This window comes from Alkalihalobacterium sp. APHAB7 (genome assembly GCF_048323755.1).
GTDB lineage: Bacteria > Bacillota > Bacilli > Bacillales > Bacillaceae_F > Alkalihalobacterium.
In genome coordinates this window covers 1-25,872 of sequence record NZ_JBLWFS010000024.1, presented here as the reverse complement: position 1 = coordinate 25,872, position 25,872 = coordinate 1, and the positions used below count along the sequence as shown (strand labels likewise).

At 38.4% G+C, this 25,872-nt stretch carries 26 protein-coding genes, 2 rRNA genes and 1 other annotated feature; of the genes, 1 reads left to right on the top strand and 27 read right to left on the bottom strand.

Translation table 11 applies throughout. The annotated features are described in order from the left end of the window. Positions 1–8: 8 nt before the first annotated feature. The 15 genes from glmU to ACNSTQ_RS18220 all read right to left on the bottom strand — a co-directional run bounded on the left by glmU (position 9) and on the right by ACNSTQ_RS18220 (position 16,918). A complete protein-coding gene (gene glmU / locus ACNSTQ_RS18290; protein WP_418201236.1) occupies positions 9–1,391 on the bottom strand; it encodes a bifunctional UDP-N-acetylglucosamine diphosphorylase/glucosamine-1-phosphate N-acetyltransferase GlmU in 1,383 nt (460 codons plus the stop codon). Between the two features lie 320 nt (positions 1,392–1,711). After that, a complete protein-coding gene (spoVG, locus tag ACNSTQ_RS18285) occupies positions 1,712–2,002 on the bottom strand; it encodes a septation regulator SpoVG (protein ID WP_075388474.1) in 291 nt (96 codons plus the stop codon). 541 nt (positions 2,003–2,543) lie between these two features. Then, complete coding sequence (locus tag ACNSTQ_RS18280; RefSeq protein ID WP_418201235.1) at positions 2,544–2,918, bottom strand: RidA family protein; 375 nt, start codon at positions 2,916–2,918, stop codon at positions 2,544–2,546. Next, positions 2,915–3,766 (bottom strand): pur operon repressor, encoded by an 852-nt coding sequence (purR, locus tag ACNSTQ_RS18275; protein WP_418201234.1) that lies wholly within the window; start codon positions 3,764–3,766, stop codon positions 2,915–2,917. Before purR ends, ACNSTQ_RS18280 begins: the two co-directional genes overlap by 4 nt. A gap of 40 nt (positions 3,767–3,806) precedes the next feature. Then, positions 3,807–4,697, bottom strand: a complete 891-nt coding sequence (ispE, locus tag ACNSTQ_RS18270; protein ID WP_418201233.1) for a 4-(cytidine 5'-diphospho)-2-C-methyl-D-erythritol kinase — start codon at positions 4,695–4,697, stop codon at positions 3,807–3,809. A 439-nt stretch (positions 4,698–5,136) separates the two neighbouring features. Further along, positions 5,137–5,319, bottom strand: coding sequence for a small, acid-soluble spore protein, alpha/beta type (locus tag ACNSTQ_RS18265; RefSeq protein ID WP_418201232.1), 183 nt, complete (start codon positions 5,317–5,319; stop codon positions 5,137–5,139). Between the two features lie 329 nt (positions 5,320–5,648). Then, on the bottom strand, positions 5,649–5,915 hold the full coding sequence (gene veg, locus ACNSTQ_RS18260) for a biofilm formation stimulator Veg (RefSeq protein ID WP_418201231.1): 267 nt from the start codon (positions 5,913–5,915) through the stop codon (positions 5,649–5,651). Positions 5,916–6,208: 293 nt separating this feature from the next. Next, positions 6,209–7,078 (bottom strand): sporulation peptidase YabG, encoded by an 870-nt coding sequence (gene yabG / locus ACNSTQ_RS18255; RefSeq protein WP_418201230.1) that lies wholly within the window; start codon positions 7,076–7,078, stop codon positions 6,209–6,211. 80 nt (positions 7,079–7,158) lie between these two features. After that, entirely contained in the window at positions 7,159–8,034 is an 876-nt protein-coding gene (rsmA, locus tag ACNSTQ_RS18250; protein WP_418201229.1) for a 16S rRNA (adenine(1518)-N(6)/adenine(1519)-N(6))-dimethyltransferase RsmA, read from the bottom strand. Next, positions 8,027–8,587 carry a ribonuclease M5 gene (rnmV, locus tag ACNSTQ_RS18245; protein WP_418201228.1) on the bottom strand — a complete coding sequence of 187 codons (561 nt, stop codon included), beginning with the start codon at positions 8,585–8,587 and terminating at the stop codon, positions 8,027–8,029. Before rnmV ends, rsmA begins: the two co-directional genes overlap by 8 nt. A 537-nt stretch (positions 8,588–9,124) precedes the next feature. Then, entirely contained in the window at positions 9,125–10,366 is a 1,242-nt protein-coding gene (locus ACNSTQ_RS18240; protein WP_418201227.1) for a ubiquitin-like domain-containing protein, read from the bottom strand. A 231-nt stretch (positions 10,367–10,597) separates the two neighbouring features. After that, complete coding sequence (locus ACNSTQ_RS18235; protein ID WP_418201226.1) at positions 10,598–11,365, bottom strand: TatD family hydrolase; 768 nt, start codon at positions 11,363–11,365, stop codon at positions 10,598–10,600. A 238-nt stretch (positions 11,366–11,603) separates the two neighbouring features. Then, on the bottom strand, positions 11,604–13,592 hold the full coding sequence (gene metG / locus ACNSTQ_RS18230; RefSeq protein ID WP_418201225.1) for a methionine--tRNA ligase: 1,989 nt from the start codon (positions 13,590–13,592) through the stop codon (positions 11,604–11,606). Between the two features lie 176 nt (positions 13,593–13,768). Beyond that, positions 13,769–14,024 (bottom strand) — a binding site (T-box leader). Positions 14,025–14,092: 68 nt separating this feature from the next. Beyond that, positions 14,093–15,925: an ATP-binding protein gene (locus ACNSTQ_RS18225; protein ID WP_418201224.1), complete on the bottom strand. Its 1,833-nt coding sequence runs from the start codon at positions 15,923–15,925 to the stop codon at positions 14,093–14,095. 18 nt (positions 15,926–15,943) lie between these two features. Continuing rightward, on the bottom strand, positions 15,944–16,918 hold the full coding sequence (locus ACNSTQ_RS18220) for a DNA double-strand break repair nuclease NurA (RefSeq protein WP_418201223.1): 975 nt from the start codon (positions 16,916–16,918) through the stop codon (positions 15,944–15,946). Between the two features lie 206 nt (positions 16,919–17,124). On the opposite strand from ACNSTQ_RS18220, the gene ACNSTQ_RS18215 reads away from it, so the two are divergent. After that, positions 17,125–17,412 carry an AbrB/MazE/SpoVT family DNA-binding domain-containing protein gene (locus ACNSTQ_RS18215; RefSeq protein WP_418201222.1) on the top strand — a complete coding sequence of 96 codons (288 nt, stop codon included), beginning with the start codon at positions 17,125–17,127 and terminating at the stop codon, positions 17,410–17,412. 46 nt (positions 17,413–17,458) lie between these two features. Here ACNSTQ_RS18215 and rsmI read toward each other — a convergent pair whose 3' ends face one another. The 12 genes from rsmI to ACNSTQ_RS18155 all read right to left on the bottom strand — a co-directional run. Continuing rightward, positions 17,459–18,331 carry a 16S rRNA (cytidine(1402)-2'-O)-methyltransferase gene (rsmI, locus tag ACNSTQ_RS18210; protein ID WP_418201269.1) on the bottom strand — a complete coding sequence of 291 codons (873 nt, stop codon included), beginning with the start codon at positions 18,329–18,331 and terminating at the stop codon, positions 17,459–17,461. After that, the gene (locus ACNSTQ_RS18205; RefSeq protein ID WP_418201221.1) at positions 18,309–18,566 is read right to left on the bottom strand and encodes a GIY-YIG nuclease family protein; all 258 of its coding nucleotides are present in this window, start codon (positions 18,564–18,566) and stop codon (positions 18,309–18,311) included. Before ACNSTQ_RS18205 ends, rsmI begins: the two co-directional genes overlap by 23 nt. Before the next feature lie 13 nt (positions 18,567–18,579). Next, entirely contained in the window at positions 18,580–19,317 is a 738-nt protein-coding gene (locus ACNSTQ_RS18200; protein ID WP_418201220.1) for a tRNA1(Val) (adenine(37)-N6)-methyltransferase, read from the bottom strand. 346 nt (positions 19,318–19,663) lie between these two features. After that, positions 19,664–20,005: a DNA replication initiation control protein YabA gene (gene yabA / locus ACNSTQ_RS18195; RefSeq protein WP_418201219.1), complete on the bottom strand. Its 342-nt coding sequence runs from the start codon at positions 20,003–20,005 to the stop codon at positions 19,664–19,666. Between the two features lie 13 nt (positions 20,006–20,018). Next, a complete protein-coding gene (locus ACNSTQ_RS18190; protein WP_418201268.1) occupies positions 20,019–20,843 on the bottom strand; it encodes a PSP1 domain-containing protein in 825 nt (274 codons plus the stop codon). A gap of 6 nt (positions 20,844–20,849) precedes the next feature. Beyond that, entirely contained in the window at positions 20,850–21,836 is a 987-nt protein-coding gene (holB, locus tag ACNSTQ_RS18185) for a DNA polymerase III subunit delta' (protein ID WP_418201218.1), read from the bottom strand. Between the two features lie 20 nt (positions 21,837–21,856). Beyond that, on the bottom strand, positions 21,857–22,186 hold the full coding sequence (locus tag ACNSTQ_RS18180) for a cyclic-di-AMP receptor (RefSeq protein ID WP_418201217.1): 330 nt from the start codon (positions 22,184–22,186) through the stop codon (positions 21,857–21,859). A 13-nt stretch (positions 22,187–22,199) separates the two neighbouring features. After that, on the bottom strand, positions 22,200–22,844 hold the full coding sequence (gene tmk, locus ACNSTQ_RS18175; protein WP_418201216.1) for a dTMP kinase: 645 nt from the start codon (positions 22,842–22,844) through the stop codon (positions 22,200–22,202). After that, the gene (locus ACNSTQ_RS18170) at positions 22,841–24,304 is read right to left on the bottom strand and encodes an aminotransferase class I/II-fold pyridoxal phosphate-dependent enzyme (RefSeq protein ID WP_418201215.1); all 1,464 of its coding nucleotides are present in this window, start codon (positions 24,302–24,304) and stop codon (positions 22,841–22,843) included. Before ACNSTQ_RS18170 ends, tmk begins: the two co-directional genes overlap by 4 nt. Before the next feature lie 213 nt (positions 24,305–24,517). After that, a complete protein-coding gene (locus tag ACNSTQ_RS18165) occupies positions 24,518–24,727 on the bottom strand; it encodes a sigma factor G inhibitor Gin (protein ID WP_418201214.1) in 210 nt (69 codons plus the stop codon). A gap of 692 nt (positions 24,728–25,419) precedes the next feature. Further along, positions 25,420–25,535, bottom strand: a 5S ribosomal RNA gene (rrf, locus tag ACNSTQ_RS18160). A gap of 213 nt (positions 25,536–25,748) precedes the next feature. After that, positions 25,749–25,872 (bottom strand): 23S ribosomal RNA (locus ACNSTQ_RS18155); the annotation flags it as partial.

Sequence of the window (25,872 nt, the reverse complement as noted above, 5' to 3'; positions counted from 1 at the left end):
CCAACCAGTTAGTTGTTCTTCTTTTTATCTTTAATTTTCGAAACATAATCTTCTTTATTTACTTGCCTTGCGCGAGCAACAGAAAGTGCTTCGCCCGGTACATCGTCTGTTATGGTTGAACCTGCAGCCACGTAGGCGTTTTTCCCAACCGTAACTGGTGCAATTAAATTACTATTGCAACCAATAAATGCACCGTCTTCAACTTTTGTTAAGTATTTATTTACGCCGTCATAATTTACGGTAATCGAGCCACAACCTAAGTTTACATCAGCGCCTATTTCAGCATCGCCTATATAGCTTAAATGGGAAGCTTTACTTCTTAACCCCATCGTTGTTTTCTTAATCTCAACAAAGTTACCTACTCTCACTTCATCTTGAATAGAAGATGACGGTCGAATATGAGCAAATGGGCCAATGGAGACTTCATTTCCTATCGAACTTTGATGGACAACAGATTGTTTAATCGTTGTTTGGTTACCAATTTGACTATCAACAATTTCTGAGTGCGGACCAATCACACAATCACTACCAATGGTTGTCGTCCCCATAATCATTGTTCCTGGGTAGATAATTGTATCTTGCCCAATTTTAGCATCAGCAGAAATATAAGTGTTTGAAGGATCAATAATAGAAACTCCTTCTCTCATCCACTTTTTATTAATCCGTTCCTTCATAATTCGTTCTGACTCAGCTAATGCTACACGGTCATTTACACCTAACGTTTCATCGAAAGAAGGCGTTTGATAGGCAGCAACCTTTTCTCCAGCATCCTTTAGAATTTCAATCACATCAGGAAGGTAATATTCCCCTTGCACATTTTGATTTCCTACATTTTGAAGCGCTTTAAATAACGCTTGGTTATCGAAACAGTACGTACCTGTATTAATTTCTTGGATTGTTTTTTCTCTCTCTGAAGCGTCTTTGTGCTCGACAATTCGTTCGACAAGACCACTTTCACTTCGTACAATCCGGCCGTATCCTGTAGGATCCTCTGCATGAGCTGTTAAAACAGTTGCTAGTGCACTCTCTTGTTCATGATATGAAAGCAAAGCTTCGATTGTCTCTGCTGTCACAAGAGGCGTGTCACCACATAAAACAACAGTCACTCCTTCTTTTGCTGCCAATAGCTGCTCAGCTTGCAACACGGCGTGACCTGTTCCTAACTGTTCTGCCTGAAGCGCATAGGTTACAGCTTCACCTAATTGTGTTTTTACCAGCTCAGCACCATGGCCAACGATGACAACGATATCAGAAAAGTTTAGTTGCTTGACTTGGTCTACAACATGCTGTACCATCGGTTTTCCGCAAACAGGATGTAGAACTTTATAAAGCTTTGATTTCATACGTGTTCCTTGTCCCGCGGCTAAAATGACCGCAAATCGATTGCTCATGTTTACCCTCCACAGTTTTATTCCATTAAGAATATATCTTAAATACGGTCTTATTTCAAGATAAACTCCTTTCACTACGATGCGTATTCACGTTAGAAAACAAGGCAGAATGCCAGTGACTGGTTAGTCTGTAAGCAAATATGGGATAATTTAAACTTCACAGATTTGTCACTTATTTCGATCCTAGAATCAAAAGAGGCTGACTCACAAATGTCTGCTCCCTTTTCTACCTAGTACAATGCACTATTACTAGCACATGAATGTACTGGGCGAAAGTAGCTTGACTTTTGTTATGAGTCAGCCTCTATCTAAACCTATGTTTAGGCACCAGCTTCTTCGAATTCGACTCCTTCAGTTTCACCTGCTCGCTCATATTCAGCAAGAACAGCAGATTGAATTTTTTCGCGAGTTTGTGAAGAAATTGGATGAGCAATGTCACGGAACTCCCCATCCGGAGTTCGTTTACTTGGCATTGCAACAAATAGTCCATTATTGCCATCAATTACACGAATGTCATGTACAACAAACTCGTTATCGATCGTAATTGAAGCAATCGCTCTCATACGTCCCTCCGTGTTGACACGGCGTAGTCTCACATCTGTCACTTCCATGAATGTCACCACCTTTTTTCAATGTAAATCAACAACTAGTTATTTCGCCATTTCCTCTTCATTTCCTTTTTTTCTGTAAGAAAATTATAATTTTTTTTGGTATTTACAAAATTGTTCACAAAATGTTCAAAATTTAGCGAGTATTCTTCACTAGCCAAAGCCTAATTAAGACGAGTACTTACTTTTTTTCAAAACGTGAACGCAGCCCTTCACCAAGTAGTTGAAGCGCAAAGATCCAGCCTATTATGGTTTTAAATAGTTCTTTTGCAAACACCAAAATTTCCACCTCACATCTACTACTTTCGACAAGTATTTCCTTTTTTAGAATAGTGTCGAACCTGCTTTCTAAAGGCCTGTACTTTACAAGCTTTGTGGAAGAGCCTAGTTTCATAAACCTCGAACTACCCCAATGTTTAGAACGTAGGAATTGAACCTAAAAAAAGGCTAACCCTAGAAATAGGAGTTGAACTTCACTCTTCTTTTCAGAAGCGAATTCAGAACACCTAAACCAGAGTCAGCCTGATTGCTTATTTTCTCAAGTTTATTTCACTAAAGCAATTACTTCAATTTCAACTAAAACATCTTTTGGTAGTCTTGCTACTTCCACACATGAACGTGCTGGCTTATGTGTACTAAAATACTCTCCATACACTTCATTTAAAAGTGGAAAATCATCCATGTTCTTAATAAAAACAGTTGCTTTTACAACTGTATCTAAAGATGCACCTGCAGCAGCTAAAACAGCTTTTAAATTTTTAAACACTTGGTGCGCTTGCTCCTGGACGTTTCCTGTAACTAAATCTCCCTCTGCGGTTAACGGAATTTGCCCTGAACTGTAGAACATATTATTTACGATAATTCCTTGTGAGTAAGGACCTATTGCCTGTGGTGCATCACTTGTGTGTACTGTTTTCATTTTATTTTCTCCTTCATACGCTCTTGTAATTTACTTAAATAATTACCTGATTCGACAGTAATTTCTTTTTCTCGAATATTAACATCTGATATTTTCGAAATAGATATATACTCATCTATTATACGTTCCTCTTCACCTTCAGATTCAACTAGAACACCAATACCGACTACATTTGCTTGGAACTCCCCAAGTAAATCCATCATTCCTCTTACAGTTCCACCAGCTTTCATAAAGTCGTCAATAATAAGAACGTTCGAACCTGGTGAAAGACTTCTTCGTGCGAGCGACATCGTTTGAATACGTTTTGTTGAGCCTGAAACGTAATTAATACTAACCATCGATCCTTCCGTTACCCGATGGTCTCTACGAACAATACTCACTGGTACATCTAAATGACTTCCAACTGCATAAGCTAGCGGAATTCCTTTTGTGGCTACTGTCATTACTGCGTCAATTTTAACATTCCCATAAACAGCAGCAAACAGTCGGCCGATATTGTTCATAATCCGAGGTTGTCCTAAAACATCCATCATATACAAATAACCACCAGGTAAAAGCCGATCTGCTTTCGATAATTGGGCATTTAGTTCTGCAGTATACTCCTTCGCCTGTTCAACTGTTACCATAGGCATATATTTCACGCCACCACTCGCGCCCGGTATCGTAAGTAAAGAGCCAATTCCCTGTTCTTCAAAGATCTCTTTAACAATTCCTAAATCCTCACTAATGGAAGATTTAGCAGATTGATACCGTTCTGAGAAGTGAGTTAATGAAATGAGTTTATGTGGATTTTGTAACAAATAGTTAGTCATATCGACTAATCTACCACTTCTTCTTAGCTTTTTCATTGCACCCTCCAACCAAAATCCGAATATTTATAAATAAATATTACACTTTTGTACGGTTTTTATCAAGGTGTTGTTGACTAATTAAACGAACGGCATAAACGTTGCTACAAAATCCTCGAAGTCCGTTATAAATACGATTTAATCGAGACTCTTTCAAAACAAGCCCAAAGACTGTCGGCCCGCTTCCGCTCATAAGAACGCCGTCTGCACCAAAGCGCTCCATTTGTGCTTTGATATGCTTAACCTCAGGATAAGCTTTAAACGTCACATCTTCTAACACATTATGCAGTTGTGAGCATATCTCACTAAAGTTTTTTTCCTCAATCGCCTTTACCATCGCTTTCGTATCTGGATGAGTAATTTGATCGACTTTAAGCTTTCCGTAAACTTCAGCCGTAGAAACCCCTATTGGAGGCTTTGCTAAAACAACCCAACAAGGTGGCGGCGAAGATATCCTTTGAATGATCTCGCCCCTGCCCGTAGCTAAAGCAGTTCCCCCATAAACACAAAAGGCAACATCTGAACCGATTTCCGTACCAATGGAGGCAAGTTCATCAAGAGAAAGATTTAATTGCCATAGTTCATTAAGCCCTCTTAACGTAGCTGCAGCGTCACTACTGCCACCTGCTAGTCCAGCTGCGACAGGTATGCGTTTTGTTATGTATATTGAAACACCTTTATTAATGTTGTAACGCTCTTTTAAGATTTTAGCTGCCTGATAAGCAAGGTTCCGTTCGTCGTTAGGAACATAACCTTCTGATACATCGATAATGATCCGATCTTCCTCTAAATGTACAAGGTCAATCCGATCTGCCAGATCAACAGTTGTCATAACCATTTCTACTTCATGATAACCGTCTTCTCTTTTTTTTAGAACGTCTAATGATAAATTAATTTTAGCAGGTGCTTTCACCGATATTTTTAACTCCACCCTAATCCACCTTCTACCTTGACCGAATTCCAAACACTTACGTTATTTTACCATTTCCAATTAATAAATGCCAAATCCATCATTAGTTTTATATGAAAAGGGCAAGCATCCGTTTAGCGACGTTACAAACGTAAGCCTTTAAATTGTTTCGAGTACACCCTTTCGATATTAAGTTAGCAGCGGAAGCGGATACATAGACCCTTATTCCTGTCGAAAGTCTAGTATTTCTTGATTTAGAGGACTCAGAAGCCCTTATTTACTAATATTAGTTATATTTAGGTGTAATTTTGATTAAATAAAGGTCTGTGAGTCCGGCAAATACCCGAATCTGGAGGTTTTCGTTAAATCAGGGCCTCTTGGGCGCTGGAACTGGACATCCTCGGAATAGGCACTCATCTACTGAAATAAAGCCGAAGCGAATGCTTCGGCTGTCTCCCATCTAATCCTGTTGCCTAGCTACCAATTGTTTTTCAGCAATTTCAATAGCTCTTTTTACCATATTACCTGCATCGCGAGCACGAATGCCGCCCCATCCTTCTTGTTGGACGACATCGTAGAAGCCAAGCTCCTTCGCCAACTCTTCTTTAAAGCGATCCGACATAACCCCTCGTCTTCTGCCCATGGTAAACAACTCCTTTGTTGTCTAAGAAATAGATGGTGAGACGTTTCTATTATGAGTCTTTTTGGGTGCAAATATGAAATTCTCTTATAGAAGTTGTTAAAAAGTCCGGGAAAATCTCTGTCGAATTTCTTCCTCAGCTTGCTCTTCGGCTCTTCACGTATTAAAACCATACGCTCCAGTGCTTAGAGACTGCGCTTCGTCGAACTTCTCGGATCTTTTTGTCTTTCTTTTTGAACACACATTTATTTGTATAGTTTTTTTATTCGAAAATAAATATAGCTTCCCGATTTAACCCGGAAAGCTAATTTATATAATATGACATCCTACGATTAAACTTGTACAGAATGACCTTTTTCTTCTTCTTCAAAAACCGTAAGTTCTACTGTCTCTGTCAAGATATCTGCATAACTATACGATACTCGTTCAAAAGCATTTTGCTGTTCATCGAGTTTAATAATAAATACAGATGGATATGTTTCCTCTAAAAAGCCTGTCCGTTCAATGGTTTTTCTTCTTCCACCATTTGCCTTAATCGCAATCCGTTTTCCAACATTTTCATCCAGTTCACGTTTAATATCCAGCAACGTTTTCGCCATTTAAACACCCCACCTCACTATACAATAGTATACATGATCCAACATTTTTTGTCAAATAAATTTAAAATTATATCAATTAGACAAGAATTTTGTCAACGATATTTATTTGACTACTTGTAAATTTTTTTCTAACTTCTCTAATACATTCGTATTATTCCTCATTTTTCTAAATATATGTATGTTTTTCAATACGTATAAACAAAAAGTGCCTCGCCCTCTACATAGCCTATAGTTACAAGGGTGTTGATCGCAACTATAAAGCGTAATAAGGTACGCAGACACCATTCGACACTTTACTGTTCGTCTTCATATTCAGAGATTGGCATTCCTCTTCTCATAAAACCTTTCGTTTCTATTCCACCAAGTCCACGCTCGCCAGTAATTGTATTTTTTAATACGTCCCAAACATTTACTTGATCCATAAATGGCGTCAAGCTGATTTTTGCAACGATATAAACGGGATCTAGAGCATGAATATTTATACGGTCAGGAGAGCTCGCATAATTGGCTCCAGCTTTAATTAATGTTTCAAAATGAGATTGACAAGCTCCAGCGAATATCACGAGATCGTCAAGGCTTGGAACTCTCTTTCGGGCTATCCTTACCGTTTCAGCAAAATACTTTGAATGACGGTATCCTTTTATATCTTTTTGGTTTCCTCTCGTTTTTAAATAGGCATCATGACCGGTTACAACTAAAATATCAGGTCGAACCATTTCTAGAAGAGAATCGATTTGTTGAGGCATTTCTTTTTCAACGACATGCACACCGTAAACAGGTACACCGAGTTTTTCATAAAGCTCCATACACTTTCGTAAATACATCGAGTCTCCATCGATATGGAGGACTCGACCTCGAATTTCAAAATAGGAAGGTTCGGTACTATAACCTGATGTCGCTTCATAATCGCCTCGCTTTTTTATAACGCGACTGTCTTGGCGAAACAAATAATAGCAATTATCTTCTTTTTCTTTTTCTTTTTTCCGTCTTTCTCTATGCTCATCCTCACTAATAGCAACTAAATCGTCTATCGGTGCATCTGCAACGAGACGCACATCTTCTCCATACAATTCGGCAACATTATCGTTTATAGAAGAAATCCGAAATAAAATATCGCATTGATATGATTTCCGGCCTACAATTTGCCCTACCTTCAACTTCATAAAAAACTCCTCCTCACCAATTAGCCTATGTGAGAAGGAGTGAAAGGGTGCTTCAGTTTTGGATTAATGGTCTAATTCGTTTAACCTTTCAATAATCGGTTTAATTCGTTACTTAGTAGTGCAAATTCCTCAATAGAAAGTGTTTCTCCACGACGCTTTGGATCGACGTCAGCAGTTGTCAGCGCTAACTCTATTTTTTCTTTATGATCTTTTCCAAAATGGTGCGTTAGATTATTAAAGATCGTTTTTCGACGTTGCGCAAAACTGGATCTTATCACTTGGAAAAAGAAACTTTCATCTTCAACTTTAACAGGCGGCTCTTCACGAATGGTTAACCTTAATACGGCAGACTCTACATTCGGTTGTGGAACAAAGACCGTTTTTGGAACGGTAAAAACAGTTTCAGCCTTTGCATAATACTGAGCAGCGATTGATAAAGAACCATAGTCTTTCGTGCCTGGCTTCGCTGCAATTCGATCCGCTACTTCTTTTTGGATCATAACAACAATTCGTTTAATCGGCAGCTTTTCTTCTAATAACTTCATCAGTATAGGAGTTGTTACATAATACGGGAGATTTGCAACAACCATTACATCTTGTCCTTCTTTAAACTCCTCACTCAAGACTTGGCTTACATCTGCTTTTAACACGTCTGAATGAATAATTTTGACATTATCATATGGTGAAAGCGTATCTCCTAATACCGGGAGTAGACGTTGATCGATCTCAAAAGCAACTACTTTATCAGCACGCTTTGCTAATTGCTCTGTGAGAGCCCCAATTCCCGGCCCTATTTCAATCGCTCCAACTTGTTCGCTCACTCCTGCGGCTTCTAGAATACGTCCTAGAATGTTTGTATCAATGAGAAAATTTTGCCCTAAACTTTTCTTAAATGAAAACTTATATTTTTCTAAAATGGCTCTCGTTCGAAGCGGTGTTGCAATATCCTTAGTCATTATTTTCCTCCTCAAGCACCTGTTGTAACGCTTGTGAAAATTCCTCTTTTGTAATTTGAAAAACGTGAAGTCGTTTATGTAACTGTTTCCCATTAGCGTAACCAATTTTAAGAGTGGTTCCAATCCGTTCTCTGCGGTCACGAGATTGGGTTCCACCAATAAGCCCGCCATCAATTAGGTCTTGCCATGTTATTTCCTCTTGCGGGTTTTCAAACTCTTGCTTTACATGTGCTAAAGCTTGTCGGATAGCTTCAGGTGTCGCATTTTCAACTCCTAAATCATTTCCACTCTTTGAAATGGCATCAACTTTAGGTAAAAAAGCATGCTTACACCCTGGAACACGTTGACTCACAATATGCCTGATCCGCTCTCCTGGGTAATCTGGGTCTGTTAATATAATGACACCTCTACGGGCTTGGGCTAATTGAATCCGGTGTATAACCGCTTCTCCAATCGCTGAGCCGTTCGTTTCAATCGTATCTGCATTAACCGCACGTTGAACCGCAACCGTGTCATCTCTCCCTTCAACGACGATTACTTCTTTGATTTTCATAAAATATCCTCCGAAAAATGAAACTTTTTATAGTATAGAACGTCTAATAAGTAAAGACAAATATAACATTCAGTCTTTGCAAACCTAATTTGTATTGTCGAGCTTGAAATAGCGGACACACAGGCCCTTATTTTTGGCAAACGGCTCTCTTTTTGAATTATGCGGACTCTGAGGCCCTTATTTACTCATTATCATGCTGGTTTTACTTGATTTTTATCAAATAAGGGCCTCTCAGTCCTCTAAGTACCAAAATAGGGCGGTTTTTGATATAATAGCGTCCTCTCAGTCCGCTAATTGATCTCAATTATAAAACACTCTTGCGATACGAGTTCACAAAGAGGGGCTGCTGGGTCTTATCTGCGGTACTGTAAGGGGCATTCCTTGACTAGCTATAAGTACATTACATCGGCTCAAGGCGCTCCAGTTACACCGCTTAACGACCTCTTTCGCTTTTCTTGTTAGTATTTATCTTTAATGGTTTATCTATTTATGGATGGCAAACCGAAAAAGCACAGAGGGCTCTCTGTGCTCATCGAGTTAATCTAAAATTGTAATCGTGACTGTCCTTCTACCCCATCTGTATGCTTCCGATTTCGTCGGGACATGAACATCAATTTTATTTCCGCGAATCGCACCGCCTGTGTCACCAGCTATAGCTGTTCCATAACCTTCGACATGGACTCTTGATCCAAGAGGAATGACATTAGGGTCGACAGCGATCACTTTCATATTACGATTATTTTTTAAGTTGATACCAGTTGCTGTAATACCGCTGCATCCACTGCAATTTGCTGTATAAGCGGTTGCAGATACCCGCAGTGTTTTACCACTTGGACTAGATTGACTTGGGCTTGACTGACTAGTTGAAGTTTGTGTTGGAGAACTACCACGAGAAACTGTCGGAGTCGGTTGTCGTGTTCCTACTGCGACTACTCGATCCTTGCTCTCTCTTGTCGTCTCTGTTTTTATCAGCTCTCTAGAGACTTCCTTACCATCTTCTAAGACAACTTCATAATGTTTTTCAACAAGACCACTTTGCCCTGAATCTACAACCTTCTCTTTTCCTTTTTGTAACGAACTGTCATTTTTCGTTACTGTGGCAAATGCTACAGTCTCTTCCACTACATCGGTGACTTTTTCTACTCTAACTACCTTAATTTCTTCTTCACTATTAAGTACTTGTTCTAAAGCTGGTTCAACTCGATCCAGCTCACCTAGGGTGATCGATTCTTTTTCTAAAAAGTCAGCGACAGTAGTCGAAGTTGTCCATACTTCATGTTCTTCCCCGTCACTTGTGACTCTTACCATAAAAGCAGATTCATACGTAACATTCATTTCAGGTTGAATTTCTGTATTTAAGCTAGGACTAATTTTATCATGTTCTTTAACCGTAATATCTAATTCAGCAATTAAATCTTCTACACTATCAGCAGTTGTCCAGACCTGCTTTTCATCACCGTTAATAGCTACATTGATTTCTTTAGCTACTTTCCAACTTATGGACATATCTCCTGTAACCTTTTCACTGATAGCTGGTTCTAATTCATCGTATTCGCCTACAACAAATCCAAGTTCTTCCATTACTTCTGCAACAGTATTGGCATGTGTGCGGATTGTCACTTCTTCTTCATCTGCAGTTACCGTTACATTCGCTTTCGTTGTTTCATAGATTGCAAAGCTCATTGTCCCGATAACTAGGACAAAACATAGTATGGAGATCGTCAGTTTTTTCCCAAAATTTAGGTTAGAAAAAAACGAGCTTATCCTACTGGGTTCCATGTTTAATCTTCCCCCTTCTCAAGGTACGAATTATAAACACTTCACCTCCTTTTGTCAACTAGTATAATGTCAATTTGTTTCCCTCATAACAACTATTATCCATAAAAGTCCCCCTGAAGGAAACAAATATTTATCGACAAGTTCAATGTATGCAAGCCCGCTTCATTGTAGAACTCCTACGAACAAAAGAAAATTTAGACAAGCCCTCTTAGAATCCGACATAATGTTCTATCACATTATGTTAAATAATTTTTTTGCATTCTCCATTGTTTGCTTTGTCAATTCCTCATACGTCATTTCTTTTAACTCAGCAATTTGCTTTGCAACAAGTTCTACATATGCCGGTTCATTTCGCTTTCCACGATACGGATGAGGTGCTAAATATGGACAATCTGTTTCAATTAACAAACGATCTAGCGGTACTTCGACAGCGACTTCTTTAGGTTTCTTAGCATTTTTAAAAGTTACTGGTCCACCAAAAGAGATGTGGAAGTTCATGTCTAGACAAGCTTTTGCAATTTCAACACTTCCACTGAAGCAGTGCATAATTCCACCAACTTGTGAAGCTTCTTCTTCTCTCAAAATATCAACAATATCTTGACTCGCTTCACGATTATGAATAATGATCGGCAGGTTTACTTTTTTGGCTAAACGAATTTGTTTTCGAAATACTTCTTTCTGAATATCCTTTGGAGATTTATCCCAATGGTAATCAAGTCCCATTTCACCTAAGGCAACTACTTTCGGATGTGAAGCGAGCTCCTCTAACCACGCTAAATGCTGATCTGTCATGTCTATTGCATCCACTGGGTGCCATCCTACAGCTGCGTAGATGTTCTCATGCGCCTCTGCGATGGCTAAAGCCCCTTTTATCGTTTTCTCATCAAAGCCGACCACCACCATGTGAGTGACACCTGCTTCTTGCGCACGTTGAATGACTTCTGCCAGGTCTTCTTCAAACTGATCGGCATTTAGGTGGACATGTGTATCAAATAACATTTTTTATTCATCCTCTCGTTGTTCAAATACAATCCAAACTAATTATTATTGTAATAAAACATCGTTGGTTACTTCTTTTTTTAAAAACTGTGTTAGATTATACTGTTGATATCCGTTGATTTTGAGCTATTTTTTCAGTAATGGGCAAAATCCAATCCTCTTTAACAGCACTTTTTTAAAAAAGGGAAAGAGAAGCCATTATTTAAAAGCTTACCCTAACCCTGATTATTGTTTTCTATTATTTTACTTTTGCTCCGTTAGGCATCGACTGATCAACTGAAGCAAGTGTAAGTTGGTCACCTTCAGAGGCAGCTAATATCATTCCTTTTGACAATTCACCACGCAGTTTTATTGGCTTTAAGTTTGTCACACAAATAACTTTACGACCGACTAAATCTTCTGGAGAATAATATTTCGCTATACCAGAAACAACTTGTCTTTGTTCGTAGCCGAGGTCAAGCTGAATTTTTAATAACTTATCTGCTTTTTTCACAGGTTCTGCTTTGATGACTTCCGCAACACGTAAATCAACTTTCATAAAATCATCAATTGTAATTTCTTCGGACTCTTCGACCTCGTTTTTAGTTACTTCTTGTTTTGGTTCATCTTTTACTAATGAACCACCCATCATTTCAACAATATATTTCACTTCTTCTTCGACGTCGAGACGTGGGAAAATAGGCTCACCTTTGGATACAGTCGTCCCAGAAGGAATTTGACCAAATGCTTGAAGTGAATCCCAAGTTGTTACGTTTTCTGCTAATCCTAATTGTTGCCAAACTTTTTTAGGTGTTTCTGTCATAAATGGCTGAATTAAAATAGAGATATAACGTAAAGACTCAGCCAAGTGATACATAACCGCTCCAAGCTTTTCCTTTTCATCTTCGTTCTTTGCTAATACCCAAGGTTGGGTTTCATCAATGTATTTATTTGTACGGCTTACAAGCTGCCAGATTGCTGAAAGTGCAACTGAAAACTCCATATCTTCCATTGCATTTTCAACTTTTTCAACTGTAGCATCTACTAGTTCGACTAAACTTGAGTCAAACGGTGTCCCGTCTTTCACATAAGAAGGAAGTTGACCATCAAAATATTTATTAATCATCGCAACCGTACGATTTAATAAATTACCTAGATCATTAGCTAAATCGTAATTGACTCGCTCTACAAAGCTTTCCGGCGTAAATACGCCATCTGAACCGAATGGTACTTCTCGTAACAGGTAGTATCTAAGTGCATCTAATCCGTAACGGTCAATTAATGGTACCGGGTCGACCACATTTCCTTTTGACTTTGACATTTTTCCGTCTTTCATTAATAACCAACCGTGACCAAACACTTTTTTGGGCAGTGGTAAATCAAGTGCCATTAGCATAATTGGCCAATAGATGGTGTGGAAACGAACAATTTCCTTTCCAACGAGATGAACATCAGCTGGCCAGTATTGTTTATACTTCTCTTCATTAGCACTTCCATAACCAAGAGCTGTGATGTAATTAGAGAGAGCATCAATCCAAACATAGACGACATGTTTGGGATTGCTCGGAATTTTTACACCCCATTCAAACGATGTACGAGACACCGCTAAATCTTCTAGGCCTGGTTTAATGAAATTATTAATCATCTCATTTTTTCGTGACTCTGGTTGGATAAATTGCGGATTATCTTCATAGAACTTCAACAAACGATTGGCATATTTACTCATACGGAAAAAGTACGATTGTTCGCGAACTTTTTCTACAGGGTGCCCGCTGTCAGGACTTTTTCCACCGACTACTTTACCATCTTCCATAACTGGATCAACGAGTTGATGTTCCGTGTAAAAAGTCTCATCTGGAATGGAGTACCATCCTTCATATTCATCTAAATAAATATCACCTTGAGCGAGTAACTGTTCGAAAATCTTAGCAACTACATCTTTATGCCGGTCTTCTGTCGTACGAATAAAGTCATCATATGAAATATCGAGTTTCTTCCATAAATCCTGAATACCACTTACAATTTCATCAACAAATTGTTGGGGTGTTACGCCTTTTTCTTCTGCCTTTCGTTCAATTTTTTGACCATGCTCATCAGTACCTGTTAAATACATGACATCATAGCCGCGTAAACGCTTATAACGTGCCATCGCGTCTCCGGCTACCGTTGTATACGCATGACCAATATGCAGCTTATCACTCGGATAATAAATTGGTGTTGTAATATAAAATGTCTTTTTTTCACTCATTCAAAACGTCCTCCACTTAGTTAGTTTTCTTTACTGCCCTTTCAATTTCTTCAATAAAACTTTACAATAAGAAGCTTGTGTTCCACCTTCACTCAAACTAAAATAGGTTTTAGGTAATCGCTACCTTTATGTACTGTTTAAGAAAGGAGCTGAACATATAAAAAAGCCCTCATCCAGCAAGGGACGAGAGCGAACTCACGTGGTACCACCCTATTTCCCCATTCTTTCACAAGAACAGGCTCAATAAGTCGTTTGACTTCTCTAGTAACGCTAGAGTACGTTGCTCCCTTATTAGTGTTCTAACTCGAAAGCAATTCCTCACTGGACCATCTTCTAATAGTGACTATACTGGTTCCCAGCTACCCCAGCTCTCTGTCTTAGCGTCCTCGCTAAATAGTCGACCTATTATACTCATCCGTTCATCGGAAGTGTTATTCATTTCTTTCATTTAAGTTCTTCCACATCTCACCAAAAAATATACCGAATAAATACAGCTAATGTCAAGGTCGATCATAGATTGTGGCAAATGGATTTTTCACCTTTTTCAGTTTCCCTTTTATCGCTAATTGTTCTAACTCTCTTTTGAGTTGAGCCACATCCCAGCTTTTCCCGAGAGCCTGATTGATCTCATCGGTATGACGAATTAATGCCGTTTCTGATAATGGCAGAAGAGACTGTATCACCTCAAGTACACCATCATCTTCCTGATCATTCATTACCTTTAATTCATCAAAAGGATTTAGCACATGTGGACTTGTCGTATCTGCAAGACGGATTCTTACCGCTAGTGTTCTCCCAAAAATCGCAGAAGAAACAAAGACATCTCCAGACCGTAAGTATGGTAGTCTTTTACCCTCTTCATGTGTTAAATCAGTTTCTTCCTTTATCGTTTGAATATCTGTACCACGAACGGTCCGAAAAACAAACTTCGAGTTTAATTGTGCTGTAATCGTTTCATCTAATAGAGTCGGTCGTTGTGTCGCAAAAATAAGAAACACACCATATTTTCGACCCTCTTGCGCGATTTCTTTCAAAACACTTTTGGCAGGAGCGTCATATCCTTTAGGGGCAAAATTATGAGCCTCATCTGTTACGATCACAAAGGGTGGGAAAAAGGTTCCTTGCTCATTTTGAAGTTTAGCGTCTCTATACGCTCTTCGTTTTGTATAAAGCACCCCAATGACAAAGCTGGAGAATACTTGTAATAACCATACAGAACCTTGGATGACTACCAACTTCCCGCTGTGTAAGCCCTCTTCAATGGCACGGATATTATGTTGAAACAAACCAGATTGATATAACCGATTTAAACGCCATTGAATTCCTTTCACCGAAGACAAAGGCAAGCTGCCAAACTGATTTAAAAGTTTTTGATACGTATCATATTGTTCTAGCTGCTCACGAGACAAACCATTGCCATCATAAATAAAGGCTTCTACTTTCTGTTTACCTAACTCCAAAGCATCTACTAGATTAGCAATGCGATCACTAAACGATTGATAGCTGTCTTTTCGCTTATGTACACTTTGAATGACGTTTACCATCGATTCAGTTAAAGAACCCGCAGCACCAAGGAGTCGTTCAATATCTCTCGTGGTTAAAGAACTAAAATCCACCCCTACATCTCTTCCAATTTGAACAGAAAGATACTTATTACGATAGTCTGTTTCATTCACCCCTTCTGACAAATGACTAAAATTCATTTCAAAATGTGGGTCGAACACTATGGCAGGGATCGATTGTTTCATAATTTCTTCTAACATCACTCGTAACCCAAAAGATTTTCCAGAACCAGAACCACCAAACACACCAATATGTGGGTATTGTTGCATTGCTTTTATGTCAAAAATAAAAGGTACTCCATTTTGGTCACGTTCCACTTCCTGTTCTTGAATTTTCATAAGCTGCTTGAGCTCAGAAGGTAAGGTTTCCATTAAATGATCGGTACTCCGTATTTCACCTAATACTAATCCTTCCTGAGGTTGGACTTTTACTAAGAAATGTTGAACTTCTGCAAATTCAGGGGTTCTAACAGAAGCACCCGTCTGAATCGGTTGGATCGCTTCTTCAAATAACCTCACTTTGGAAAGATTAATCTCATCCGCACCGATATCATACCCTATTTGTTCTAGCGTCTTTAACACTTGTGCATCAACGATTCCTTTATCATATCCCATTGGAATAAAGCGGTTATAGGAAAAGGTTTCTACAACTTCACCCATTGGATTGCCAAGTCTATCATCTTCAATGAGCAAAATTTCATTGATTCTAAATTTATGTTCTTTTGAGACAACATATATTTCATGTTGTGTCGTTATACCAACTACTTGCATACTACTCTCTCCCTCTAACTAATATAATCTGTGTGTTCGTTTTGGTGAGAATAAACGTCGAGTAAGTTCTGGATCGATATACTGCTCGACTAGTGCTTCTACTAATTTATCCGTAATTCGTACATCCCGATCAACCATATCAAGAAATATCGGAATCCCTCTTCCTTCTTTCGGTGTAATCGAGTAAACAAAGTCACAAATTCGGTTCATTTCTTGTTTCTGCTCAATCAGTATATCTACACCAATAACGGCAGGATCCGTCGAAGGCCTCAGCCAAGCTGTATGTACCTGGGGTTTATGTTGAGCCTTGTCGAGATACAACATCTCACCTTGCTTTAATACACCAAATAACAGATCTCGGTCATATACCAGCTGTTGCCCCCGTGCTTCATTAAACTCAAGCTCTAAAACTTGATACAAGAAGCTTGTACCCACTTCTTCTGTCACACCAGCTATAAGAACATGGTTCAAAAGCGCCAGCTCCCTTACTTCTTGCCAAAGTTTCGGTGCATCAATGGCATAATGTGTAAGTGAACCATCCATTAAAATAAGTTTGATAGATCCTTCTTCCATCATCGCTTTAGCAACCATCAATTCTAATTCAGCCATTTTTGATGACCGGACTCGCTTTTGACTCTCTATTTCTTCACTACTCGTTTCCTCGATTTCTTCTAGCAAAGGAGTATATATATCGAACTCCCACTTTTCTATCCCTCTAATTGTTCGTGCCAGTGCTTGAAAAAAATAGATGATATGTGGGTGTTCACCTTTTGTCTGATTGACAGAACCATCCACAGCTGCTACTTCTAATTCTCCAATCCAGTTCGACAAAAAGCCAGCCTCGTTTCGTGACATTTGTCGAAAATGTCCGTTTTTGTCGAATATACTTTGTCGAATTGTCGAATTAATCCTTTGCTTATTTCCATATTTCATTCGTAACTCACTATCCAATTTTGTCATTTTTTCAATAAAATGTCTTGGAACTTCTAACAACCATACTCACCTCTCAATTTAAAACCCTTGTTATACAACAACCTAACAAAAAAAATAGAAAAAATTACTAACAATATACTTAAATTTGTAAGAAAAATGAATTGACTTGTTTTGGAAACACTGGTATTCTTGGTGTATAAAGAATTTTGTCGAAAAATGACATCAATAAAATAAGATATAACCATACATTGGGAGGAGAAAAGAACATGAAATCTACAGGTATTGTTCGTAAAGTTGATGAGTTAGGACGGGTAGTTATTCCAATTGAGCTTCGTCGTACACTTGATATTGCAGAGAAAGATGCATTAGAGATCTATGTTGATAATGACCGTATTATTTTAAAGAAATATAAGCCAAACATGACTTGTCAAATTACTGGGGAAGTATCTGATGACAACCTTTCAATTGCGGATGGAAAAATCATCTTAAGTCCACAAGGCGCTAAAGCAATCATTGATGAGCTTTCTAGTTACTTAGAAAAAACTAGCAAATAAGTTGATATAAAAAACGTGGCTCTGCTATTGCAGAGCCTTTTCTCTGTTACTTATGGTATTCTGCATACACGTCACGCTTCGGCAGTTGTCTTTCTTTTGCTACTTCCTTAATAGCCTCCTTACTACTCAACTGCTTCTCCTCTATATAATGTTCAACATGTTCATTGATTGAAAGGTTCTCCCACCATATATTTTCAGTTATGTGAACTTCACTCGCTCCATCTACAACAACACAAAATTCCCCTCTGACTTGGGAAGATTGACACCACTCTATTACCTCAGATATCGTTCCACGAATGAATTCCTCGTACCTTTTAGTTAATTCGCGACAAATAGCAATTTTCCTGTCACCTAATTGTTCTAATACATGTTTTAACATCTCTTCTAAACGATGAGGAGATTCATAAAAAATAATCGGCACTTGTATATTCTTTAACTGCTCTAATTCCTTTTTTCGCTCTTTTTTTTGTCGATTTAAAAATCCATAATAATAAAAGTGCTGTGTATTAAGTCCAGACGCAATGAGTGCTGTAATGGCTGCATTTGCTCCTGGTAAAGGAATGACTGAGATGCCTTCAGCTAGACAATCAACGACGAGTTCATAACCCGGATCGGAAATAGCAGGTGTTCCAGCATCACTTACTAAAGCCACATTCCGTCCTTCTCTTAAAGCTTGGAGTAACTTCTCGCCACTGCCTCGTTTATTGTGATCATGATAACTTACAAGTTTTGTATCTATTTCAAAGTGAACGCATAACTTTTTTGTTTGTCTCGTATCTTCTGCTGCAATGACATCTACTTCTTTTAAAATTTTGACCGCTCGAAACGTCATATCTTCTAAGTTCCCGATAGGAGTTGGTATTAAATACAAACTTCCTATATCTTCTTCTTTTTCTTCAAAGCTCTTTTGCTGCCACATCATTTAACTTCCCTTCTTGTATTAAACGCTCTTTGTCTCGTTTTGAAAGTTGTTTGATCGCATATTCTGATTGCATCGCTTCCTTTTTAGTCATATACTCGTGACAAAACTCTAGTACAAATGGGCCCTTACCCCTTGTGTATTTTGCTCCTTTTCCGGCTTCGTGCATTTGTAATCTGCGCTCAATATTATTTGTATAGCCTGTGTAGAGCGAGTCATCTTGACAACGAATCATATATACATAATGATTACCCATAATAAATGGCTTGAAACTCCTTCGTATACGTTTTTTCATCTTCATAGACGACAATAGTTGGTAAACATTTAACGCCAGGTTTCCCGTCCTTAATTCCCTCAACAAGAACGATATTGGCTTCTTTATTGGCTTTCGGTTGAACAAATTGAACTCGTTTTGGCTCAATTCGGTATTTTCTCATCTGTTCAAAGATATCCGTCAGCCTTTCAGGTCGGTGAACGAGAGCTACCTTTCCCTTTTGTCGCACTATTATCGAACAAGTTTGAATAACATCTTCTAATGTACAATAAATCTCATGCCGTGCGATTTGAAAATGCGGATTTACATTTCGATCCGATAATTCCTTTTTCTCAAAATATGGGGGATTGCATGTGACTACATCGTATTCTTGACTTAAAATTTCTTGAGGTAATGACTTGATGTCGCCAAGAACTAAATCGATCTGATTGGAAAGTTGATTCAGTTCATTACTACGAACAGCCATATCATATAATCTTTCTTGAATTTCTACTCCCGTTATTTGGGCTTTACTTCTCGTACTTAACATAAATGGTATAATTCCGTTTCCTGTACATAAATCAATGATCTTTCCTTTTTGGATTGGGACATAAGCAAATTTCGCTAGTAAAACTGCATCCATTGAAAATGAAAATACGTCACTAGCCTGTATGATTTGCAAGGAACGGTTCGGTAAATAATCTATTCTTTCACTCGTATGTATCGTAACCATTACTTCCTCCAGATTTCATTGCGTTAGTCCTATTGTACACTAACACTGACAAATACATAAATAGATACAAGAAAAGCGCAAGGCGCCTGCTTATCGGCGACAAGCGCTGGAGGGCCAGCAATACGTGTCTCGCTTTTTAGACACGTTTGCTGGCCCGAAGCGACCTCGAGCCGATGGCGCCTAGAGCTAGACACCTTCGAATTTTATACTTTCTTACCTCCAAAAAAAAGAGGATGACTCTTCAATAAAATGTCTACCTCTTCTGCTACAATCCTCCTGTAAGTATACAGGCTGTATTGTAAACAAAGGATCAAACACTTTTGAGTCACCCTAACTAGCTGTTCGATTATTTTTGATTAAAAAATGATAAGCAAAAGAGACAATCATCTTTACGAATACTACCGTAATCCGTACTACAAATGTGAAACCCTTCTTGATACAATCTAGCTAAATTATCATACCCTTCACCTACTGGTTTCTTCTTCGCAGGATCTCTTTCTTCAATCGCTTTTTCTTGTTCAACTGTTTCATCGAGGCGATTTCTTAAATTTTCATTCTCCACCTTTAAATAGTGGTTTTCCTCAATGAGGAGCGCAAGTTGTTCCTTTAAACCGCGAAGTTCATCGTGCAAACCACCAATTCGCTCTTCAATTGAACTAACTTGTGAAAAAATCTCCTTTTTATCCACGTTTCCCACCTCATTACTCTATGACTTGGGTCGAAACCGTTTCTTCAAAAAGCTCTTCAAGTGTGTACTCAACGATTCGTTGTTGTTCAAATAACTCTACTTGAATAATACGTTCTAAAATGTTGAGCCCCACTACTCTACCTCGTCCATTTGGCGTTTTAATTTCTTTCCCAATATCAGGTAAAGATTGTTTAACAGACTCATAATGATCATTTTCATATTTCAAACAACACATGAGACGACCACATAACCCTGAAATTTTTGCCGGATTTAACGACAAATTTTGATCTTTAGCCATTTTAATGGAAACAGGTTCAAAATCACCTAAAAACGATGAACAGCAAAGAACTCGCCCACACGGACCAATCCCACCTAGCATTTTCGCTTCATCTCTTACACCAATTTGACGTAATTCGATTCGAGTTCGAAATATAGCTGCTAAGTCTTTTACAAGCTCTCTAAAGTCAATTCTTCCATCAGCTGTAAAATAAAACAGGACTTTATTGCGGTCAAACGTATATTCTACATCAACAAGCTTCATATCAAGTTGATGTTCTATTATTTTTTCTTGGCAAACACTGAAAGCTTTCTTCGCAGCTTCTTTATTTTCATTTACAATAAGCTTGTCTTTTTCATCAGCTATACGAAGAACTTGCTTTAACGGAAGAACGACATCGTTATCATCGACTTCCTTTTTTTCAATAACTACCCTGCCATATTCTACCCCTCTTGATGTTTCGACAATTACCCATTCACCTTTAGGTAATTCGAATTCACCAGGGGAAAAGTAATAAATTTTACCCGCTTTTTTAAAGCGAACACCTACGACATGATGCACTATCAACTATCCCTCCTGTAATCTGAGCAAAAGCCGCTCCATTAATAATTGCGGATTTACATTTGAACTCAGATGTCTCTTTGCATCAAAAATAGCCGACATTTGTCTGGAAATTTTCTCTTGTGAGCTATATAACGCTTGGTGGTCAAGGCGTTCTAGCTGGTCAACAAAAATAAGACCCTCTTTTTCACCAAGCTGTGTGTATAATAAATCTCTATACCATAAGAGCAATAAATCAATTCCTAACCCAAGCTCTTCTTTTCCTTTGAAGTGCGGTAACCACTTTTCTTGAAGGGTAAAGAACATTTGCTGGGGGCGAGAATAGACCTCTTCCGTTAATTGTAACACTACATTACGTGCTTGTACAATCCAGTCTTCCTGACAAAGTTGGCGTGCATCTTCTAGATTGGAAGTCATTTCCGTAAGAATTTTCGCTATAGGGCGTGATATCCCTTCATCAACTAACACCATTTCCATCTCTCTATTAGAAAGAGGCGTAAAAGATAAGACTTGACTTCGTGAAATGATGGTATTTAACATTTGATGTATATGTTCAGTGAGAAGCACTGCAATAGTAGGTGCTTCAGGTTCCTCAAGAAACTTAAGCAAACTATTTGCAGCACTTGGAGTCATTTTCTCCGCATGTTTAATAATATAAAACTTCTGTTTTGATTCCATTCCTCGGTAAGAAAACTCTGTCCGCAGTAATTCTACTTGCTGTTTTTTAATGGATTGCCCATCCGGTGAGATCAGATGAACATCTGGATGATTTCCAGACGAGATCCGTTTACAATCCGAGCACTCGCCACATGGTTCAGCTGTCGTTTTTTCTTTACAAAAGTAACTCTTACCTAGTTGCAGAGCAACTTCCATCTTTCCCGTGCCTCTGCTTCCTTCAAAAACATAGGCATGGGTTAATCGATCTTTATGAATACTGTTCGTTAATATTTGGACAACCTTATGTTGAGTTTGATTAAGCTGTTCCCATGTCATTATTCCCAACACCTTTTATTTTAAAATTGCTCAAACTGTTCAACTGGTAAAACGAATACCGTTGCTCCACCAATTTGCACCTCTACTGGATATGGAACATACGAGTCAGCATTTCCTCCCATAGGTGAAATAGGCGCTACTAGTTGTTCTCTACTTTTACAATTGTCTTTAATGATTTGAAGGACATCATCGACATTTTCATCTTCAGTTCCAATTAAAAAAGTAGTATTTCCGGCTTTTAAAAAGCCACCTGTACTTGCAAGTTTCGTTGCTCGGTATTCCGTCTTTACTAATGCTTCCGACAGGCGATTACTATCTTTATCTTGGACAACAGCTATAATTAACTTCACTACACATACCTCCTCAGTCTTTATCTAACGCTTCTATGTGTTGTTCGATCATATGAAGAGCGCTGGAATACACGCTTTGAAAAGATTCATTGGCATTCACGACTTGTATGCGGTCTTTATACAATTTCGTTAGTTGATCATAGCCTTCGAGCACTTTCTTATGAAAGGTGTCATTTTCTTGGTCTAGCCGATTCACTTCTCTGCCTTTGTCTTTTGCAATTCTTGCTAAGCCGACTTCAGGATCAACTCTAAAATAAAGCGTTAAATCCGGCCAAAACTCATCAATAGCGATTTGATTAATCATTAATATATTTTCAAAACCAATTCCTCTAGCAAACCCTTGATATGCTAAACTACTATCAATAAAACGATCACACAGGACGATCTTGCCTTCTTCTAGAGCTGGGACGATCTTCTCTACTAAATGCTGGCGTCTCGCAGCAGCATACAGCAATGCTTCCGTTCTTCCGTCCATTTCTGTGTGTTTTTCATTCAGTATTACCGAGCGGATTTCCTCAGAGATTTTAATCCCACCTGGTTCCCTCGTCATGACAACATCATAGCCTTTTTCTACTAAATAGTCATATATTTTTGTTAAAGCGGAAGTTTTCCCAGCTCCTTCTCCACCCTCTGCTGTAATAAATAAACCCTTTCTCATCCTTCTTCCTCTTTTCTCTCATCTATAATAAAAACTTTAACTCCCGTTTCTTTTATGTTCGTATGACCTTGAAAGCGGGTTTCTGCATCTAGAAGCTTTAAAATAGTTTCAACCTTTTCTTCAGTTATAGTTTCCCCCGGTATCAACATCGGAACACCTGGTGGATAAGGAATAATCGGTTCCGCAATTAGATGACCTGCAGACTCCTCTATACGTACCATTTTCGTAGCATAACTGTTCATTGCTGCTTGTGTTAGTTTTACTGATGATAGTTTAGGAAAACCTACCGTTTTATAACTCAATATTCTTTCTTTAACCTTGTATGGCTTTAAGACACCTTTAAGAATTGACACAATAAATTCCATGTCTTTAAAAGGGGAAAGGGGTAATACAAGAAGTAAAAATTCCTCGTTTGCTAACTCTACATATATATCCTTTTCCTCTAATAAACGTTGCATTTCTATACCGGTTAATTCACAGTTGGTTCTTAATGTGATTTTGAGAGGATCTATTGTCAAAAGAGCATTTTCCTTCAACTCAACAACAGTGACTTGAGGAATTTCTTTCAACTCATTTTTAAACTGGTTACTGCTTTTTACTATCGTAGACACTTCATCCTGATTTAGATTTGCTACATAATGTCTGGCTAAATCTAAAGAGGCCATTATCGGATAGGAGGGACTACTCGATTGTAGAACTTGCAGATAGTACGTTATTTTTTTATTAGATATTAATGCGCTGTTAAAATGTAAGAAAGAGCCCATCGTCATCGCCGGTAACGTCTTATGTGCCGATTGAACGACAACATCAGCACCTTGGGTGAGCGCTGATACTGGTAGACCTTCTCCAAATCCAAAGTGGGCGCCATGTGCTTCATCGACAAGTACTGGAATATTATATTGATGAACGGTTGTAATGATTTCATTTAAATTCCTCGTTATCCCGTAATAACTCGGATTTGTTAAAAAAAGTGCTTTTGCCTCCGGATAAGTTTGAATAGCTTTGATAACCGTTTCCAAGCTAACACCTGATGATAAGCCGGTACCTTCATTGTAATCCGGTGTTAAATAAATGGGTGTTGCTTGTGCTAATTGTATGCCATTCATTACTGACTTGTGACTGTCTCTTTGAACGAGAATTATATCATCTTTTCTACAAACAGAAAGGATCATTGCTAAATTCCCAACAGTTGAGCCACCCACTAAAAAATAAGATGATGCTGCACCGTATGCATCTGCTAATAAGTGTTGGGCTTCTTTTATAACGGTTTGCGCATCATGAAGATCATCCAATTCAGTGAGTTCCGTCGCATCGAGTTTAAGTATAGATGCAAATGAGTCCCTAGCAAATGCAGGGTAGACACTTCCCCATTTATGGCCGGGAACGTGAAATGAATGAGGCTTTTTATTAAGGTGGTCCATCAGCTTTGAAAAAAGTGGTGTCATTTGTTGATTTGTCATATGGCATTCCTTTGTAACATATTTGGTTTCTATTATAAAGCATTTCGTAAAAACATGCTTGTCACACTGTACATAAAAGTGTTTTAGTTCAATAAATACTAAAGGCTGACTCATACGTGTCTCATCTTCTCAATCGCATACGATAATGACCGCCTCTTCTGGCACTTCACTTCGCATATAAGATGTGTGACACAATACTTGAGTCAGCCTCTATTAATTAATCGTTGGTATCTTTATCTTTTTCATCTTCTTTAAGTAGTAATGATAGAACAAGTCATCTGGATCTGTAAGCACAATTTGCCTTTCACAATCTTCACAAATAAATTTTTCAACCAAATAAATTCCTTCATTTTTCTCCTGATCACATACCACACATTGCTTGTGACCTGCATTCGTTACCTCTAAGTTATCGATAACAATCACCCCCATTATGAATTAATGGACAAGTTGATCGAAAACTATACATTTTTTAAAATATTCTTTTACTTTTGTGAGCAAATACCTAGACTATTCTTTACTATATGTTCCCCTTTTAAGCAATGTGTCTGTCTTAATGCTGAAAGTGCGATTTTTTATGAAGCTGCACGCCTCTGAATAAGTACCATTTTCAATATATCAGCGTAACTTACGATATATCGGCGCAACTCCATGATATATCGGCAAAACACTTTTTTAGTCATTTTAAACACGAAAAAAGCACAACGAATTCGTTGTGCTTGGCGCCTAGCGACGTCCCTCTTAACCTTTCTTTACTACGGGAACGTGATGATCGATGAGGGATCCTCGCTGCCGAAGAGTAAAGACTAACCTGTAGATTAGGTTTGACTTATGGTTCGCTACAATTTTTTCATCATAGAAGTGATGAGTTTTGTAGGTTTTTGTCGAGAAATCGGTAAAGTAAAAAAGTTGAATGGAAAATCGGCAAAGTTGAAAATAAACTGAGCAAAGTTGAAAATAAATTGACTAAAGTTAAAAAAAAATTGACCGAAGTTGAAAATAAATGCATAAAGTTGTTAAAATCAAGCCAGTCTAGCTCAAAACAACCTTTAAAAATTAAAGAATTATATAGATGTAGCTTAAATAAAAAAGCACAATCCAATTGGATTGTGCTTTTTGCCTAGCGACGTCCTACTCTCACAGGGGAAAGCCCCCAACTACCATCGGCGCTGAAGAGCTTAACTTCCGTGTTCGGCATGGGAACGGGTGTGACCTCTTCGCTATCGCCACTAGACTTTTAAAATTGTGATAAGCTTCGTATTTCTTCGTTGACTGCGCTCACTGCGTTGCTCATGTACCCTTTAAACGTACATTCCGCTACTCGTGAACTTGTCGCCTCGAACTACTCGCTTCAAACAATTTTATAGGATTTTAATAAATCCTTATTTAATTGAGAGTGGTTCTCTCAAAACTGGATAATGGCTAGATGAATTCAACGCTTTATTATTTGGATAAGTCCTCGACCGATTAGTATCTCTCAGCTCCACGTGTCACCACGCTTCCACCCGAGACCTATCAACCTCATCATCTCTAAGGGGTCTTACTTACTTAACGTAATGGGAAATCTCATC

What these genes read in the sequence shown, in the direction of transcription:
- purR (WP_418201234.1), bottom strand. Translation starts at nt 3,766, where the DNA reads ATGAAAAAGCTAAGAAGAAGTGGTAGATTAGTCGATATGACTAACTAT.
- ACNSTQ_RS18205 (WP_418201221.1), bottom strand. Translation starts at nt 18,566, where the DNA reads ATGATTCGTTGTCAAGATGACTCGCTCTACACAGGCTATACAAATAAT.
- rnmV (WP_418201228.1), bottom strand. Translation starts at nt 8,587, where the DNA reads ATGAAAATCAAAGAAGTAATCGTCGTTGAAGGGAGAGATGACACGGTT.
- ACNSTQ_RS18240 (WP_418201227.1), bottom strand. Translation starts at nt 10,366, where the DNA reads ATGGAACCCAGTAGGATAAGCTCGTTTTTTTCTAACCTAAATTTTGGG.
- yabG (WP_418201230.1), bottom strand. Translation starts at nt 7,078, where the DNA reads ATGAAGTTGAAGGTAGGGCAAATTGTAGGCCGGAAATCATATCAATGC.
- rsmA (WP_418201229.1), bottom strand. Translation starts at nt 8,034, where the DNA reads ATGACTAAGGATATTGCAACACCGCTTCGAACGAGAGCCATTTTAGAA.
- spoVG (WP_075388474.1), bottom strand. Translation starts at nt 2,002, where the DNA reads ATGGAAGTGACAGATGTGAGACTACGCCGTGTCAACACGGAGGGACGT.
- ACNSTQ_RS18235 (WP_418201226.1), bottom strand. Translation starts at nt 11,365, where the DNA reads ATGTTATTTGATACACATGTCCACCTAAATGCCGATCAGTTTGAAGAA.
- veg (WP_418201231.1), bottom strand. Translation starts at nt 5,915, where the DNA reads ATGGCGAAAACGTTGCTGGATATTAAACGTGAACTGGATGAAAATGTT.
- ACNSTQ_RS18265 (WP_418201232.1), bottom strand. Translation starts at nt 5,319, where the DNA reads ATGGGCAGAAGACGAGGGGTTATGTCGGATCGCTTTAAAGAAGAGTTG.
- ACNSTQ_RS18280 (WP_418201235.1), bottom strand. Translation starts at nt 2,918, where the DNA reads ATGAAAACAGTACACACAAGTGATGCACCACAGGCAATAGGTCCTTAC.
- ACNSTQ_RS18225 (WP_418201224.1), bottom strand. Translation starts at nt 15,925, where the DNA reads ATGCAAGTAGTTGGTATAACGACACAACATGAAATATATGTTGTCTCA.
- holB (WP_418201218.1), bottom strand. Translation starts at nt 21,836, where the DNA reads ATGACATGGGAACAGCTTAATCAAACTCAACATAAGGTTGTCCAAATA.
- metG (WP_418201225.1), bottom strand. Translation starts at nt 13,592, where the DNA reads ATGAGTGAAAAAAAGACATTTTATATTACAACACCAATTTATTATCCG.
- ACNSTQ_RS18170 (WP_418201215.1), bottom strand. Translation starts at nt 24,304, where the DNA reads ATGACAAATCAACAAATGACACCACTTTTTTCAAAGCTGATGGACCAC.
- ACNSTQ_RS18200 (WP_418201220.1), bottom strand. Translation starts at nt 19,317, where the DNA reads ATGGTTACGATACATACGAGTGAAAGAATAGATTATTTACCGAACCGT.
- rsmI (WP_418201269.1), bottom strand. Translation starts at nt 18,331, where the DNA reads ATGTGGCAGCAAAAGAGCTTTGAAGAAAAAGAAGAAGATATAGGAAGT.
- ACNSTQ_RS18215 (WP_418201222.1), top strand. Translation starts at nt 17,125, where the DNA reads ATGAAATCTACAGGTATTGTTCGTAAAGTTGATGAGTTAGGACGGGTA.
- tmk (WP_418201216.1), bottom strand. Translation starts at nt 22,844, where the DNA reads ATGAGAAAGGGTTTATTTATTACAGCAGAGGGTGGAGAAGGAGCTGGG.
- glmU (WP_418201236.1), bottom strand. Translation starts at nt 1,391, where the DNA reads ATGAGCAATCGATTTGCGGTCATTTTAGCCGCGGGACAAGGAACACGT.